Genomic DNA, 14798 nt, shown 5'->3' with positions numbered 1-14798 from the left:
AGCGCCGCCGGCAGCAGCTCGTTGGGCGGCCTCAAGGCTCAATCCTCGGGCGGATGCCAACCCGCGATGACCCAGCCTCGCCGGGCTTCCACGAGCTCGGCGCGGTTCAGGCGCACCGCAGCGATCGTAGCTCGGCCAGTCGGCGTCTTGCCGATGATCAGAGATCCCTCCGTATTCCAGCCGAAATGATCCAGCCAGACCTGCTGTCGTGGGTTGAAGAGACGCACGACTTCCCCGGTGTGCGGGTCGGGAGCAGCGATTCGATTGCCCTTGTGATCGTTGCACATCGAGCATGCGAGCCAGAGGTTTTCTCTGGCAGTAGGCCCGCCCAGCGACTCAGGGATAATGTGGTCGATCTCCATCGGTGTGCCGATGATACGCGCCGAGGTCAGGCAATAACCGCAGCGATGGCGCGCCTCACCGGCGACCTGCTCACGCAGCGCCCTCCCGATGTAGCTACGGCTCATGTCCTTGGTGAAGCCCCGAGACGTCATGGCCTCGCTGCTTGAGCAGCGCGGCAGATCGGGAGCGAACCAGCATGATCCGCGTGTACTCCTTCATGAGCGTCGCGAGCGCCTCGATGTCCGACGCGGAGAGCCCCTCGCTCTGGCGCTTGATGTGCAGATCCTCGAGGTCTGCTGCCTTCTCCGGGGCGAGGCTCTGCCTGGCGGCCCGCCAGAGATCCTCGTCACCTAGCAGGTGCAGCGCGGCGATGGCCTCCGCCATGTCGACCGCCAGCTCGTCCGGTTCGTCAGGGAGGGAGGTTGCCACCGCGTCGACGAGCTCGGCCTCGACGGTTCGTTGCGTTTTCTGCGCGCGGCGAGCCAGGCGCTCGTACAGCGGCTCGGGCAGGTTCACGGTAACGGCTTGAACGGCCATATCCTAGTTTACGATGGGCCGTCGAGGCCAGCAAGCTCGGCGGTGCAAGGCGCAGCGTGACGCGCAACCGGCCGTTCTCCTCTGCCGTGCCATGATCGGTATCCTCGTCGGCCCAACACTGAGCCCGTGATGGCGAGGGAGATCCACGCGTGGCTAGGGTTCCCGCTGGAAGCTCCGGAATGCCGAGCGCGCGAGCCCACGGAAGGGATGCCCCGGTCTGACGGGCCCGCGTGCGGGAGGCCCGCCGCCGCGGCGGTCGTCGCCGAGCGCCGGGTCTGGTAGGGTGCGCGCAGAGGTGCCTGTGCTCAAGCTGCCGAAAGATCTCGTCGCCGATCCGCGCCATGACGCGGTGTCCGACCTCCTCACCAAGCACGCGGGTCTCTTGTGGGAGAGCGGTCGAAACCGGGTGGCGACGCTCCCGATGACCGACGCGCTGGCCGCGGAGCTCCGCGGCGCGCTCGCGGCCGAGCACGCCTGCCACGGCCTCGAGCTCATCGCCGACAAGCTCGCCAGCGAGCAGAAGGGGCTGGACGCCGCGGCCAGGCGAGCCCCGGAGAGCCCGCAGAACGCCCGCGCGTCGCGCATCCTCTTTCTCGCGAGCGACGGCAGCACCCGCTTCTATCGCGACTGCGACGCGCTCCTCTCCCGCTACCCGCAGCGCCTCCTGGCCTGCCGGCTCGAGATCGCCGGCGAAGCGCTGGGCGAGAAGCTCACCGGGAGCGCAAGGCTGATCCGGAGCGTGCTTGTCCTCGACAAGAGGGTCGCCGCCCGAGCGCTGCTCGCCCTGCTCCCGCCGGGCTGACATCCGACGCCGCCACGGCGCGCTCCAGCACCGCGCGTCCTCCGTCCACGCTGCGCTCGCGCGCCGTCAACACCGCCGGCGCGGCCTCCTGGAGAGGCACGCCTCTGCGCCTGGAGGTCCTGGCCTCCAGGCCACAGCCTCCACATCGGCGCCTGGAGCATTTTGGCAGAGCTGTTGGCGTGCTCCCTTCCCGGCGCTCGCTCCACGAGCGCCTCCTCAAGATCACCGCAAATCCACGCCCGTCGAGCCGGCACGCTGCGTGCTCAGCGTGCTCAGGGGGAAGGACAGTCAATCGATCCATCAATCCCCGACCGGAGAGAACCCGTCATGAAATCTACCGCATTCATCCTCAGCAGCCTCGTTGTCCCCTTCGCCCTCGTCGGATGCGTCTCGGACTCCGAACCTCACGACGAGGGGCTCATGGACGTCGAGGAGGCCGCCGCCTTCCCCGAGGCAGCCCGCGCCCCGGTGGAGGTGCAGCCGTCCGAAGGCATCGGCGCGCAGAACACGGCGCCGGCCGAGGACGCCCTCGCCCAGCAGGCGCCGAGCCCCGCCGGGAAGTCTGCCCCGGAGATCGTCGTCGGCTCCGGCGGCGCGCAGTCCCTCGTCCTCCTCCAGCTCCCGATCGTCAACCTGCTTATCAACCCCGGCTTCGAGAACGCGCAGGCCGGCATCCCGTCGGGCTTCATCGATCATGGCAGCGCCAACGCGTCCTGGTTCGCCGGCTGGGGCACCGCGGCGGACTCCTGGCCTGCAACGAGCAATGACCTGAACTACGGCGCCATCGCGACATGGCTCAAGACCGACGTCGTGCACACGGCCAACAAGCGCAGCCTCCTCGTGTCCGCGACGACGACCAACGGCGGCATCGCCCAGCAGTACTGGACCTCCGCAAGCCCGCCGCCGAACAACGCCTACCTGCGGTTCAGCGTCTGGGTCTATACAGTGACCGGGCAGGTGACGATAGGGCTCGGCAGCGGCGGGACGGGTTACACCACCAGGACCTCGACCCAGACCGGAAAGTGGGAGTACCTCCAGACCTGCGGCACGTCGTTCAACAACCAGGTCCTTATCTACACGATCGGCGGGCCGGCCGTTTACTACGTGGACGACGCCAACGTGTCGGCGACGCCTTCGCCCCTCCTCGACCAGTATTGCTCGCCCGGCGCCGTCGTCTTCTGAACCACGCCGCCGTCGCTCGGCGCGCACGTCGGGAGATCCGCACCGGGCGCACCGAACATGGGCTCCGCGCCGCATCGCTCAGTCGGTGCAGCACGGGGCCCCGCCGGGGGCGTCGCAGGTCGCCGGATCGTCGCTGCACGGCAGCCCCCAGGCCACGGTGGCGCCGAGGACGACCTCCACCTGCGCCGCGTGCTTCGTCGAGCCGTCGTCGTTGCGCGCCTCCGCCGCGAGGATCACGTGGGTCCCCTCCTCGAGCACGGCTTCCGGCTCCCACTGCCCTCCCGGGAGGAACGCGATGAGCCCGAACGCGTGCGGGAACTCCCCGGGGAGGAGCTCGACCATCCCCTCCTGCGGCACGCCAGGCGGGAACATGTCCCCGGTCGCAGGGTCCTTGACGCTGTACCGCACGCGGACCCTCGCGCCGCAATCGCTGCAGCCGACGGCGAACCAGAGATGATATCCGCCCTGGGGCCCGGCCATCACCGGGAGCGTGGCGCCCTCCTCGATGCTCTCGAAGCAGGTCTCGCCGGTCCCGATCTCGAACACAGCGGGGTCGTCCGGCAGGCGGCACCCGCCGCCACCGCCCGCCCCCGTGGAGCTTCCGCCGCCGCCTTCCCCCGTGGAGCTGCCGCCTTCGCCAGCGGAGCCGCCGGCGCCTTTCCCCGTGGAGCCGCCAGCGCCCGATCCATTCGAGCTTCCGGCGCCGCCGCCGCCCTCGCCGGTCGAGGTGCTGTCGACGCTCCCCTCGCTGGTGGAGCTACCGCCGCCGCCCTCGCCGGTGGAGCCGCCGCCCATCGCGTCCGCCTCGACGCTCGAGCCGCAGTGGAGACACAGCAGCGCGAGGGCGAGGGTGAGCACGGGAGTCGCTCGCCAGCGGGTCGATGCGCGAAGGAAAGATCTCATGGGGAGCACCTGGAACACGCGAGGGCGCTGTAAAGGGGAGAGCCGGAGCGCTCCCTCCTTCAGGCGCGATGTCCCGGAGGGCCGCGGCGGGCTCGACGCGAGCGTCCGCCCTGGCAGCTTTGGCAGCAACCGTTCCATCGCGCGCTCCGCGCAATCCAGGCGCTTTCCCGAGCGCGCTCGCCAGCGCGCTGCGCCACGTGTGCCAGGCGCAGACAGCCCTGGCACAGGGACCGGGCCCTCCCGACCCGGCCGGCGCGGCGTGCGCGCTGGAGAGGTGCGGCGAAGGCGCGCCCGGCCCCGGCGGGCGTCTTCGAGACCCACGCCGTGCCGTGGCGCGCTATGGTGTCGTCTCCCGGCCGGGGGTCGGGGTTCCTTGCCGCCCATGCCGACGACCCGCCTGTTGCACAGCGCCGAGATCCCCCAGGCCGACAACCTGGCCAACGTGCGGCGCGTGCTCGAGGCGCTCTCGGGCGGGGTGACCGAGAAGGAGCGGATCTCCGAGCAGACGGGCATCTCCCTGCGGCACGTCGGCTATGCGCTCGCCGCCGCCCGCGTCCTCGGCTGGCTCGGCGACGACGGCGCCTCGATCACGCCTGCGGCGCGCGAGCTCCTCGCCACCTCGTCCGGCTCTGCCGACGAGCGGACGCACCTCAGGCGCGCGATCTTCGCGTGCGAGGTCGTGAAGGAGGTCGCGCCGGATCTCTTCGAGTCCGCGGCGCCGACGCGGGAGGCGCTCGCGCGGCGCATCTTCCGCTTCACCGCGGGCATCGGGAAGGAGACGGCGCGCCGGCGCGCGCAGACCCTGCTCGCCTGGCGGAGCCAGGTGCTCGAGCGGCAGCTCCCGCTCTTCCCGAAGCGCCCGAGGAAGCGCGGCGCCGCGGCCGCAGCGAGCGCCGGCGAGGAGACAGCGCCGGGCGAGGGGACGGCCTCCGGCGAGGAGACGGCGCCGCGGCGCTGACCTCGCCGGATCCCGCTATTCCGGGTCGGGGAAGGCGCATAACCTGGGATCCTCGGCGCGCGGCGCCCAGCGAGACCGCGCCTGAACGCGCGCCGGGAAGGAAGAACGCATGAACCCTTATGCACCTCCGACTGCCTCCATCGAGCCTCACGCCGCGGACGTCGCGCAGATCAGCCCGGAGCAGCGCCTCGAGATCCAGAAGAAGCTGAGTCGCTACAGCAACTTGAGCCTCCTGTGCGGGGTGCCCGGGTTCCTTCTGCAATCGGTGGGGCGCGCGATGGACAACGCTGCCATCTCGCTCCTCGGCGTCGCCCTGTTCATCACCGCCCTCGTGTATTACGCGAAGATGCGCGGCCGGAGCGGCGCGTGGGGGATCGTGGGGGTGGTCACCTGCGTCGGCCTGGCGCTCCTCTACTTCCTGCCGAAGCACTGCCTGAACTGCGCGGCGAAGCACTCGTACCGAACGAAGGGTTGCGATCGCTGCGGCGCGCCGCTCGGCTCTTGAGCGGGCGCGCTCGGCGGCTCCCCGCCGCCGCGGCAGGCGGACCGCGGGCCTCGATCTCGGGCCCCTCGCGGCGCTGCGAGGGGTAGGATGCCGCCCATGAACCGCGTTTCCAGGAGGGTGACGGCCACGGTGATCGCGCTCGCGGGGGTCGCAGCCGGCTACGGGCTCCTGAGCTCGCGCGCTTCCGATCCGAAGACGCTCGTCGGCCGCGTCTGGATCGAGCGGCTCCCGAAGGGCGACACGGACCTCGTCGAGCTCGTCGTGCTGCTCGCCGACGAGCCGATCGGCGTCTTCCGGCGTTCGTCCCAGTACGAGGGCTCGTTTGCCCTGTTTCGTTACGAGCTCCGCGGCAACGACAAGGTGCAGCTGCTCTTCCCGCAGGACAAATCGAGGCACGAGGTCGCCTTCGATGCGCGGCCGTGTGATGTGAAGGGCTTCGACTACTGCCTCGATCTGAGCGGCGCTCCGCGGGGCGCCGCGAAGTACTACAGCCGGAAGGAATGGGAGATCGAGGGGAGCGACCTGCCGGCGCTGGAGAGCGCGCTGCGAGCGCTCGGTGATGAGCTGGTCCGGTCCGCGCCGGAGCCGTGAACGGAGCAGGTCGGCCACGGCTCGCCGGCCACGGCTCGCCGCGCGCTCGCCTCGGAGCTACCGCGCTGCCGGCGCCTTGCGCGCGGGGCGCGCCGCGCGCAGCTCGTCGGCGCTCACCTTGCCGTCGCGGTTCGCGTCCGCCGCCTTCACCCGCTCCCAGCGCTTGTCACCCACCTCGTCCCTGGTGAGGAAGCCGTCGCCGTTCTTGTCCTTCTTGGCGAAGCGCGCCTTCTGCTTCGCCGCCCGGTCCTTCATGCGCAGCTCGGCGTGCGCCTTGAGCTCCTCGGCCGACAGGGTGCCGTCGTTGTTCGTGTCGGCCTTGCCGAGCCGCTTCTGCGCCTTCTCGGGGAGCTCGGCGACGGTCAGCTTGCCGTCGCCGTTCTTGTCGAAGCGCTTGATGAGGCGGGCCGGGTCCTTCGGGCCGTGCTGGCGGCGGGCGTCCTTGCCCTGGCCCTGGTGCAGCGCCGGCTTGCCCCCCGTTCCGCCCGCGCCGTTCGCGGCGTAGGCCGCTCCGCCGCCGGCGAGGACGGCGGCCGCGAGAAAGCTGCCGAGGACGAGGCGACGGATCGCGCTGTGGGTCTTGTGGGAGAAGAGGGCGAGGGTCATGGGGGTCGTGCTCCTTGGTGCAAGGGCCAGCCTGTTCTTGCCGGCTTCTGTTCGTGAGACGCGCCCCGGGCCGCCCTCCCTACGCGCCCCTCGATCTTTTTTCAGCGGGCGCGGGTGTGCGCCACGGCTCCTCGCTCGGCCCCGGCCCGCCACCACCTGCCCGGGCGCAGGGGCCGCGCGCGGCCCGCCGGTGTGAGCCTCCGCGCGTCGCATCGAGGTCGCCGCGCCGGCTCCGGCAGGCGGACGCTGAGATCCACGTCCAGCGGGGGTATAAAGGAAGCGGAGACGACGATGATCTTGTACCGACCCGTGGGCCTCGCCGAGCTCCGGCTCATCGCGGAGGCCGGCTATCGCGCGTTCCCGCCGCGCCTGTCGCATCAGCCGATCTTCTATCCGGTGCTGACGGAGGAGTACGCGCGCAAGATCGCCCGCGACTGGAACACCGCCGATGAGACCTCCGGGTTCGCGGGGTGGGTGACGCGGTTCGAGGTCGAGGACGACTTTGCCCGCAGGTATCCTGTGCAGATCGCGGGCGGACGCTCCCACGAGGAGCTCTGGGTGCCCGCCGAGGAGCTGGAGGAGTTCAACCGGCATCTCGTCGGGACCATCGAGGTCACCGAGGTCTATTGCGGGCCGAAGTTTCAGGGAGACATCGATCCTGCGACCCGCCTCCCCCTCGGTTGGCTCCGCGACCCGCCCACGAAGGGAAGGTGAGGCCATGGAGCTCTTTGGCCTGCCCTTGCGGCCCGAGACGTAGCTCGAACGACCAGCCGCGTCCTGTTCCCGGTGGACGCGGACGGCCTACTCGCCGGGGCAGGCGATGAACAGCGTGGCCCCCTGCTGGGCTTCCCCTCCGCCGACGAACCGGATCTTGCGGCGCTCGTCCGCCCGGCAGTCGGCGACGATGGCCGGGTCGCCGCGACCGTTCGCCGGGTCGACGTAGCACCACCCGTGTACCGGCTCGCCGCCCGCCTCGACATCGTCGCTCGCGTCGTGCCTGCACGCCTCGCCCTCTGCGCCTGCGAGCTGCTCGATCTCGCACACGCAATCCCAGCCGGCGGCCGCTGCGATCGGATCGGCGAGCACCTCTTCCTTCGCCGCCGCGTGCTCCTCCGTGACGTCGGCGCGCGCCGGGATGTCAGCGCAGCTGCACGCGCCCTGGGAGTTGCGCGCCTCGAGGATCAGACAGGCGACCTCCCCTCCAGCGTCGGGCGTCAGCGTGCGCTGCAGGCACCGGCTGTCGAGCCCCGTCTTCAGACGCTCGATGACAGCGCCGATCGCCGGCCGGTAGCCGAAGTCGGCCGCGTTGGCGTCCGTGAGCTGGCGCGGGCACACCGAGCCGACGATGCCCTGGGGGCCGAGCTCCCGGATGAGCTGGAGCTCGCGGAGGCTCGGGTAGGCCTTCACCTTGATCTGCGTCGTCGACCTGGGTCCCGGATCCTCCTGGTCGTTCCCCGCTTCCGGCTCGCACAGCGGGTTGTCGGTCGCCTGACCCCCCACCGCTCTGCAGTCGCAGCTCTGAGCCTGCCCATCGCAGCGCTTCACCGCGTCCCTGGGGAGATCGAAGATGCAAGCGTACTGGAGGTCCCCCGTGCTCTCCGCCGGGATCGTGTACTCGCGGCCGTTGATGGCGTTCCAGCCGGTCTCCTCCGGCGGGACGATCGTGTCGCCGGTGATCGGGTTCGCGCCCGAGCGAGGCTTCATCGACTCGACCATGAAGGGATCCTTCGGCGCCTGGTACTTCGCGGGATCGCCGAGGATGAGCTCCCAGGTGCTGCCGTGGTCGCCCACCGGAGCGCTGAGCTCGTCGGCGTTCTTGAGCCCGCCGACCGGCTCGCCTTCCTGGTTGAGGCCGTTCAGCAGGTCGGGCTGGCCTTGCGCGTTCTGGCGCGCGATGTCCTGCCATGGCACGCCGACGATGCCGGCGAAGAAGACGAGCCCGGGATCGCGGATGCCGTAGTCGAGGTCGTCCGGGTTCAGATCGCTGAAGATCGGGTTCGGGACCAGCTCGCCCCTGCGGTTCGGGATCTCCGCCTCGGTGAAGGCGCGCCTGTAGCGGTCGATCGGATAGAGGAAGTTGAAGCCGAACCTGCGCTTCTGGTCCCAGCAGCGAGAGTTGATCGGGTCCTCCGCGGCGGTCAGCCTGGCCGCGTCGCCGTCCGGGCCTGTGCACGCCGGGTCCTCGGTGCAGCCCGTCTGATCCTGGCGGCACGACCTGCAGCACGTGTTGCCCGGGTCCTGGGCGCACTCGGCGCGCGGCCGCCACATCCGGAAGCCCGGCGCTGTCTCCGCGACGAGGTAGTCCATGCCCTCCTCGCGGATCGAGCAGTCGTTCTCGTCGGTGAGCATGAGGATCGCGAGGAGGGAGCTCGGCCGCAGGAAGTCGGCGCGCTGCTTCTTGACGACGGCATCCTCGCCGGAGACGACGATGTACTCGGTGGCCGGGTCGACGCTGATCGTCGCGTAGGGCTCCGGGTCGACGAGGAAGCGGTACACGCTCTCGAGCTGCGCCTCGAAGCCGCAGCCGGTCTGCCCCGTGCCCCTGACCATCGCGGTGAGCTGCCCGACCAGCGACGTGTCGTTGAGGTCGGCGTTCGAATCATTGGGGCCGATGTCCGCCTCGCCGTCGAGCGGATCCGGCGTCTCCGGCTCGCCGTCGAGCTTCTGATCCGGATCCCAGGCCAGGAAGCCCCGGTCGAGGTAGGTCGGGAGGTCGTTTGTGGTGGAGTTCTCGTCGCTGCGCGCGAGGAGGTGCGCCATGTCCACGTTCGAGGCGCTCGTCGTCCCCGGGCAGGCGCCCGACCCGTGGCCGCCGAGGCTCGAGCTGATGATGCCGATGTGAAGGTCCTTGATCGGCGCGAACTCACGCTCGTAGTCCTGCGGACAGGGCGTGATGGGCGAGGCGACCGTGGTCGGGGGCATCGCGCCGGCCTCGTGGATGCAGCGCGGGTTGACGAGACCGTGGACGAGGTCGGGGATCGCGATGGCGAGGACGTCCTGCTTGTCGGCCATCGAGCTCGAGTTGTCGATCGCCAGGAGGAGGTCGATCTTGTCGACCGAGCCCTGCACCAGCCGCTCGGGGTGCACCGTCGCCGGTCCTGGCTCCGACATGCCCCCTGCGCCACCCGTCCCTGGGCTCTGCCCACCGTCGCCCGGCTCCACGCGGATATTCTGCGCGCAGCCGCCAGGCGCAACCGTGGCAACGGCCCAGAGCCAGACCGCCGCCGCTGCTGCCCTGCTCCTGCCCCTCATGGCGCAGAGCCTCTGGCGGTGTGCTTCGCAAGTCAAGCGCTCCGCTCGGCGCGATCCTGCTGACGGGCTTCCTGGGCGGCGCCGTCGCGCACGCACGTGCGCGTCGACTGAGTCAGAGCAGGTCGCGCGGTCTGTGATGGAGGAGCGCCCGGCGTGCCGGGCGAGCACCCAAGGGACGATGCGATGCTTGATGCTGTGATGGTCACTGCGAGGTGCTACCGCTGATGGATGGGCCTCCGCCCTCCTGAGCGCGCGAGCTACGACGATTACACCCTCATGTGAATTGTGCAGTGTGACGGCTGTCTGAAGCCTCCGGCCAGAGTTTCATCTCTGCCGGGAGGGTGTCGACAGCTTCCGGCCAGAGTTTCATCTCTGCCGGGAGGGTGTCGACAGCTTCCGGCCAGAGTTTCATCTCTGCCGGGAGGGTGTCGACAGCTTCCGGCCAGAGCTTCATCTCTGCCGGGAAGGTGTCGGCACCCTCCGCCCGGTGGTCCGAGCGTGGTCTGTCGCCCGCGAGCGCGGCGGAGCGGGTGGCGGGGGAGGTTCCGCGATCGGGGCTTGACGTTTCCGAAATGCTTGGACTCCGTTCCACGGAACGGCCGTGATTCCTGGTGCGGTGATTCCGGGCGTGGCCGTCACCCCCCCGCACGCCCGACCGCGGCCCGCCCGTTGCTCCCGGGGGGAGCGGAAGGGCAGGAGGCTCATGGCTATCGACGCGTATACCGCGCGCAAATCGGTCATGCAGGGAGAGGCGCTCGGGTTTCACGTGAGCAACACCGCGGCAGATCCCGCGGTGCAGATGGCCATCGAGCGGATCGGGGCGCGCGCGTCGCTCGGCGCTTCTGTCAGGTTCTCCGCAGGCGCCCACGCGACGCCGCCGGACGCCTACGCGGTGGGCTGCGGCTGGCCCCGCGCCCATGAATGGCTCGTCCCTCCCGATTGGCCGAGCGGCGTCTATCTGGCCACCCTGAAGAACGCGGATGGCGAGGAGGCGTCGCTGCGCTTCGTGGTGAGAGCCCGCGCCCCTGGCGCGAGCATCCTCGTTTGCATCCCGTTCTTCACGGACCAGGCCTACAATGGCTGGGGTGGCAACCGGCTCTATCCATGGGCCTCGCCGGACCGCTCCAGGAGGGTGTCCTTCGAGCGCCCCGGCGGCACGGAAGCGAAGAGCGCGCTGCCGCTCGTGCGCTGGCTGGAGAGGGAGCAGATCGCTGTCGACTATTGCTCCAGCATGGACCTGCACGCGGAGCCCGACCTCTTGCGAGGTGTTCAGCTCCTCGTCAGCACGGGCCACGACGAGTACTGGTCCAGAGAGATGCGCGATGCGGTCGAGGCGTTCGTGCGCTCGGGCGGCAACGTGGCGTTCCTGAGCGGCAACACGTGCTACTGGCAGGTCCGCATCGAGGACCAGGGCCGCACGATGGTCTGCTACCGCGACGCCGTCGAGGATCCGCTGGCGGGGATCGACAACGATCGTGTGACCGTGCAATGGGCCAGCGCCCCCGTGGATCGCCCGGAGAACCACATGACGGGCGTGGGCTACCGGGTCGGCGCCGGCAACTGGCTCGACCCGGAGGCGCAGAAGGAGGCGGTCTACCGGGTGAATTTCCCCGAGCACTGGGTCTTCGACGGCACGGGGCTCGCGCTCGGAGATGCCTTCGGGAGAGGCTCGGTCGGCTACGAGACCGACGCGGCCGAACTCGTCGATGTCGACGGGATCGCGCGCGCGACCGGGCTGGGCGGCACGCCGCCGACGTTCGTGGTGCTGGCCGTCGCCGATCTCCGGCAATGGCGGGCGCAGGGGCAAGGCGGGCTCGCGACCATGGGCATCTACCGCCGCGGAGGCACGGTGTTCACGGCCGCGAGCGTCGACTGGGCGGCCCCGTTCGACAGGGGGACCGCTCCGGAGATCGAGCGCATCACGCGCAATGTGCTCGAGAAGCTCTCGCGCCGGTACCCCGAGCACGGCTGGCAGCGGGTGGGCAGCGCGCCGCGCATCGCGGCGATGACGGGCGCCGAGGGCCTCCTCTTCGCGGCCACCGAGGACGGCGCGCTGCTGTGGCGGGAGCCGTCGAGCCAGAACCTCCCCTGGAGGTCCGCGGGGGTGGCCCGCGGCGTCGTCGCCATGGCGTGCCCGGTCGAGGCCGAGGCGGAGCAGCCGATCGGGATCTTCCTTGTGACCGCCGACGGGCGCCTCTTCTTCCGCGACCCCCTGCGCGAGGAGGTCGTCTGGCGGCCGGTCGGCGCTGGGCCCGGTATCGTGGCGATGGCCACGACCCATTTCGATCTGTTCGCCGCGACGAGCGGCGGCCTCTTGCTCACGCGCCCCACGCGGGGCGGCGACGTCCCGTGGAAGCCCATCGGGCGCGCGGAGGGCGTTGTCGCCATGGCGGCGATCAACGGGAAGGTGTACTCGGTCACGGGGGAGGGGCGCCTCTCATGGCGGGCGCCGGTGCGCCACGAGAGCCCGTGGGTCTCGATCGGAGAGGCGAAGGACGTGCGCGCGCTCGCGGGCGCGCAGGGGAGGCTCTTCGCAGCGACGGGCACGGGCGCGCTGCTGGCGAGGGACGGTTTCTAAGGCTGCAGCGGGAACTTGCCCCGGATAGGCGGAAGACCGCCACGGCGGTTCGTCGCCGCGCCGCCGCGCCGGCTGCCTCTTGACTCCGGCCGCCCGCTACCTCTTACGGTGGCGTCCGCCGCCGCCTCTCCGCGGCGCCAAGGAGCCCAACCATGCACACACGCAAGCTCGGAACTCTCCAGGTCTCCGCCCTCGGCCTCGGCTGCATGGGCATGAGCGATTTCTACGGCGAGCGCGATGAGGCCGAGTCGAGCGCCACGATCCACCGCGCCATCGAGCTCGGCGTCACGCTGCTCGACACCGCGGACATGTATGGTCCCTTCACGAACGAGGAGCTCGTCGGCCGGGCCATCGCGGGCCGGCGCGATCGCGTCGTGCTCGCGACCAAGTGCGGCATCGTCCGCGACCCGAACGACGTCACGGTCCGCGGCATCAACGGCGCGCCGGAGTACATCCGCTCGGCGTGCGACGCGAGCCTGCGGCGCCTGCGCGTCGATGTGATCGATCTCTACCAGCTGCACCGCGTGGATCCGAGGACGCCCATCGAGGACAGCGTCGGCGCGATGGCGGACCTCGTGAAGGCCGGCAAGGTGCGCGCGATCGGCCTCTCGGAGGCGAGCTCGTCGACGCTCCGGCGCGCCCACGCCGTGCACCCGCTCGCGTCGGTGCAGACGGAGTACTCGCTCTGGACGCGTGATCCCGAGGACGACGTGCTCGCCACGTGCCGCGAGCTGGGCATCGGCTTCCTCGCGTACAGCCCCCTCGGCCGCGGCTTCCTCACGGGGCAGATCCGGCGCTTCGAGGATCTCGCGCCGGACGACTACCGCCGCATCTCGCCGCGATTCCAGGGCGAGAACTTCCAGCGGAACCTCGATCTCGTCGCGAAGGTCGAGGGCGTCGCGCGGGAGAAGGGCGTGAAGGCGTCGCAGCTCGCGCTCGCGTGGGTGCTCGCGCAAGGGGACTTCATCGTCCCGATCCCCGGCACGAAGCGCCGCAGCTACCTCGAGGAGAACGTCGCCGCGGCGGCGATCGAGCTGACCGAAAGCGATCTGCGGCGCCTCGACGCGGTGGTGCCGAAGGGCGCGGCCGTCGGCCTCCGCTATCCGGAGGCCGGCATGCAGTTCGTGAACCGGTGACCGAGGCAGCCTGAAGAGCGCGGCTCGGCCCGCGGCTGCGAGCGCCGAGGGAGGGCTACTGGCACGCGGTGGGCACGCTGCCCCAGTGGCTCTTGGCGACGACGAACCCGTCCGGGCCGGACGTCGAGTGTGAGCCGCACAGCCCATTGGCGTCCGAGATCACGGAGTCGATGCCGATGCCGTACTCCCAGTATTTGACCTCGAGGCTCGAGTCGTGGGTCGTGCCGCTTCGTGCCGGGATGGAGGGGACGAGGATGCCGCTCGACTCGTAGAACTCGAAGCCCTCGATCGAGATCGAGAGCGTCACGTTGCGCACCTGGCCGACGCAGGTCGTCCTGCACGTGGGGTAGCCGGCGGTGCTCTCCACCGTGAAGCCGGAAGGGCAGCCGGACGTATACGTGCAGTAGCCGGTGCATTTGACGGGCAGGGGCCCCGGCAGGTCGACGCACTCGTACTCTGCTCTGCCCTGGATCGTCTGGCGCCGGGTCTCGAACCCCCCTGACGTCACCGAGGTTCGGCTGCCGAGCTCTCGGTACAACACGTAGTCGTTCTTGAACGACTCGTCGTTCGTGCAGAGGCCGCCGTTGCAGTGGGCGACCGCGGCGAACAGCCCGGACTCATGGTCTTCCAGGAGATAGCGCTCCCCCGCGATCTCGACCGCACGGTCTTCACCACCCAGCTCGCCGATCAAGCTCGCCTTCGCCACGGCGATCTCGTCGGGCGAGCCGATCGACACGCCGGCCACCTTGATGGGCCGGCCGCCCTCGTCTCGTTCGACCGTCACCGGGCCCATCTCGAGCTCTTCGGCCCGCCTGGCGACCCACCCGAGCGCGTCGTGCTCGCTCGCGAAGCGCAGCCCGCCGTCAGCCGAGGGCTGGGCGAGAGGGGCGGCGTCGTCCACCTCGGTCGACGCGGCGGTGCAGCCCATCATGAACGCCGCGGCGAGCAGGGGCGCGGCTCGGTACGTTCGACGAGGCGTGTTGGCGAGAAGCCTGTGAGTTCTGTCGGTCATGGAGCGATCCTTTAATCACGCTCCGTGCCACGCCCGCGTCGAGGGCCCACGACCTGGCCAGGCGCTCCGGGGACGCGAGGCCGCGCGGCGCGAGCGCGGGGAGGCCTGCGCTGGTTTGCTCAAGTTGAGCAGGAACTCGCGCAATCGGGGCGGCGTTGCGCAGGAATGGCCAAGCGCGCGGGGCACAGCGGCGGGGACATCCGCGCGGCACGAAGGCGCGTTCCACTGGGCGCCAGCCCGTGCAGATCGCGCTCCGCTTCGGGCGGCGGGGTCATTGGACCGAAAGTGGGGTCTTTTGAACCGCCAAGCGCGCCACAAGACGCCAAGAAAAACACAAGAATCTTGGCGTCTTGTGGCGGCTTGGCGGTTCCATCATTCTGGCAGCGGGGGGTAA

At 70.4% G+C, this 14798-nt stretch carries 14 protein-coding genes; 8 read left to right on the top strand and 6 right to left on the bottom strand.

Annotation, left to right across the window (positions count from 1 at the left end):
- Positions 1-38: 38 nt before the first annotated feature.
- Both WMF44_RS25545 and WMF44_RS25540 read right to left on the bottom strand, forming a co-directional pair.
- Entirely contained in the window at positions 39-494 is a 456-nt protein-coding gene (locus WMF44_RS25545) for an HNH endonuclease (RefSeq protein WP_437292644.1), read from the bottom strand.
- Positions 457-858, bottom strand: a complete 402-nt coding sequence (locus tag WMF44_RS25540; protein ID WP_437292643.1) for a hypothetical protein — start codon at positions 856-858, stop codon at positions 457-459. The genes WMF44_RS25545 and WMF44_RS25540 overlap by 38 nt, the downstream gene beginning before the upstream one ends.
- Before the next feature lie 316 nt (positions 859-1174).
- Here WMF44_RS25540 and WMF44_RS25535 point away from each other — a divergent pair, with 316 nt between their 5' ends.
- The gene (locus tag WMF44_RS25535) at positions 1175-1681 is read left to right on the top strand and encodes a hypothetical protein (protein ID WP_437292642.1); all 507 of its coding nucleotides are present in this window, start codon (positions 1175-1177) and stop codon (positions 1679-1681) included.
- Between the two features lie 327 nt (positions 1682-2008).
- Positions 2009-2863, top strand: a complete 855-nt coding sequence (locus WMF44_RS25530; protein WP_437292641.1) for a hypothetical protein — start codon at positions 2009-2011, stop codon at positions 2861-2863.
- A gap of 78 nt (positions 2864-2941) precedes the next feature.
- Here the strand turns inward: WMF44_RS25530 and WMF44_RS25525 are convergent, their stop codons facing one another.
- Positions 2942-3766 (bottom strand): hypothetical protein, encoded by an 825-nt coding sequence (locus WMF44_RS25525; protein ID WP_437292640.1) that lies wholly within the window; start codon positions 3764-3766, stop codon positions 2942-2944.
- Between the two features lie 382 nt (positions 3767-4148).
- Between WMF44_RS25525 and WMF44_RS25520 the strand changes: the two genes are divergently transcribed.
- From WMF44_RS25520 to WMF44_RS25510, 3 genes are all read left to right on the top strand, one after another.
- Entirely contained in the window at positions 4149-4724 is a 576-nt protein-coding gene (locus WMF44_RS25520; protein ID WP_437292639.1) for a hypothetical protein, read from the top strand.
- A gap of 109 nt (positions 4725-4833) precedes the next feature.
- A complete protein-coding gene (locus WMF44_RS25515) occupies positions 4834-5229 on the top strand; it encodes a hypothetical protein (RefSeq protein ID WP_437292638.1) in 396 nt (131 codons plus the stop codon).
- Positions 5230-5325: 96 nt separating this feature from the next.
- The gene (locus tag WMF44_RS25510) at positions 5326-5820 is read left to right on the top strand and encodes a hypothetical protein (protein WP_437292637.1); all 495 of its coding nucleotides are present in this window, start codon (positions 5326-5328) and stop codon (positions 5818-5820) included.
- A 57-nt stretch (positions 5821-5877) separates the two neighbouring features.
- On the opposite strand, the gene WMF44_RS25505 is transcribed toward WMF44_RS25510, so the two are convergent.
- Positions 5878-6426 (bottom strand): EF-hand domain-containing protein, encoded by a 549-nt coding sequence (locus WMF44_RS25505; protein ID WP_437292636.1) that lies wholly within the window; start codon positions 6424-6426, stop codon positions 5878-5880.
- Between the two features lie 291 nt (positions 6427-6717).
- On the opposite strand from WMF44_RS25505, the gene WMF44_RS25500 reads away from it, so the two are divergent.
- Positions 6718-7140 carry an ADP-ribosylation/crystallin J1 gene (locus WMF44_RS25500; RefSeq protein WP_437292635.1) on the top strand — a complete coding sequence of 141 codons (423 nt, stop codon included), beginning with the start codon at positions 6718-6720 and terminating at the stop codon, positions 7138-7140.
- Between the two features lie 87 nt (positions 7141-7227).
- On the opposite strand, the gene WMF44_RS25495 is transcribed toward WMF44_RS25500, so the two are convergent.
- On the bottom strand, positions 7228-9537 hold the full coding sequence (locus tag WMF44_RS25495; RefSeq protein WP_437292634.1) for a hypothetical protein: 2310 nt from the start codon (positions 9535-9537) through the stop codon (positions 7228-7230).
- An 844-nt stretch (positions 9538-10381) separates the two neighbouring features.
- Between WMF44_RS25495 and WMF44_RS25490 the strand changes: the two genes are divergently transcribed.
- On the top strand, positions 10382-12256 hold the full coding sequence (locus WMF44_RS25490; protein WP_437292633.1) for a N,N-dimethylformamidase beta subunit family domain-containing protein: 1875 nt from the start codon (positions 10382-10384) through the stop codon (positions 12254-12256).
- Positions 12257-12408: 152 nt separating this feature from the next.
- Positions 12409-13392, top strand: a complete 984-nt coding sequence (locus WMF44_RS25485) for an aldo/keto reductase (protein ID WP_437292632.1) — start codon at positions 12409-12411, stop codon at positions 13390-13392.
- A gap of 55 nt (positions 13393-13447) precedes the next feature.
- Here WMF44_RS25485 and WMF44_RS25480 read toward each other — a convergent pair whose 3' ends face one another.
- Complete coding sequence (locus WMF44_RS25480; protein WP_437292631.1) at positions 13448-14404, bottom strand: hypothetical protein; 957 nt, start codon at positions 14402-14404, stop codon at positions 13448-13450.
- Between the last annotated feature and the right edge of the window lie 394 nt (positions 14405-14798).

The sequence above is a fragment of the Sorangium sp. So ce426 genome (assembly GCF_051475585.1).
GTDB lineage: Bacteria > Myxococcota_A > Polyangia > Polyangiales > Polyangiaceae > Sorangium > Sorangium cellulosum_B.
This window is presented reverse-complemented; position numbering and strand designations above follow the sequence as displayed.

Coding starts and splice junctions, on each gene's coding strand:
- WMF44_RS25525 (WP_437292640.1), bottom strand. CDS start 3,766: ATGAGATCTTTCCTTCGCGCATCGACCCGCTGGCGAGCGACTCCCGTG.
- WMF44_RS25500 (WP_437292635.1), top strand. CDS start 6,718: ATGATCTTGTACCGACCCGTGGGCCTCGCCGAGCTCCGGCTCATCGCG.
- WMF44_RS25530 (WP_437292641.1), top strand. CDS start 2,009: ATGAAATCTACCGCATTCATCCTCAGCAGCCTCGTTGTCCCCTTCGCC.
- WMF44_RS25515 (WP_437292638.1), top strand. CDS start 4,834: ATGAACCCTTATGCACCTCCGACTGCCTCCATCGAGCCTCACGCCGCG.
- WMF44_RS25480 (WP_437292631.1), bottom strand. CDS start 14,404: ATGACCGACAGAACTCACAGGCTTCTCGCCAACACGCCTCGTCGAACG.
- WMF44_RS25490 (WP_437292633.1), top strand. CDS start 10,382: ATGGCTATCGACGCGTATACCGCGCGCAAATCGGTCATGCAGGGAGAG.
- WMF44_RS25495 (WP_437292634.1), bottom strand. CDS start 9,537: ATGTCGGAGCCAGGACCGGCGACGGTGCACCCCGAGCGGCTGGTGCAG.
- WMF44_RS25520 (WP_437292639.1), top strand. CDS start 4,149: ATGCCGACGACCCGCCTGTTGCACAGCGCCGAGATCCCCCAGGCCGAC.
- WMF44_RS25545 (WP_437292644.1), bottom strand. CDS start 494: ATGACGTCTCGGGGCTTCACCAAGGACATGAGCCGTAGCTACATCGGG.
- WMF44_RS25485 (WP_437292632.1), top strand. CDS start 12,409: ATGCACACACGCAAGCTCGGAACTCTCCAGGTCTCCGCCCTCGGCCTC.
- WMF44_RS25510 (WP_437292637.1), top strand. CDS start 5,326: ATGAACCGCGTTTCCAGGAGGGTGACGGCCACGGTGATCGCGCTCGCG.
- WMF44_RS25505 (WP_437292636.1), bottom strand. CDS start 6,426: ATGACCCTCGCCCTCTTCTCCCACAAGACCCACAGCGCGATCCGTCGC.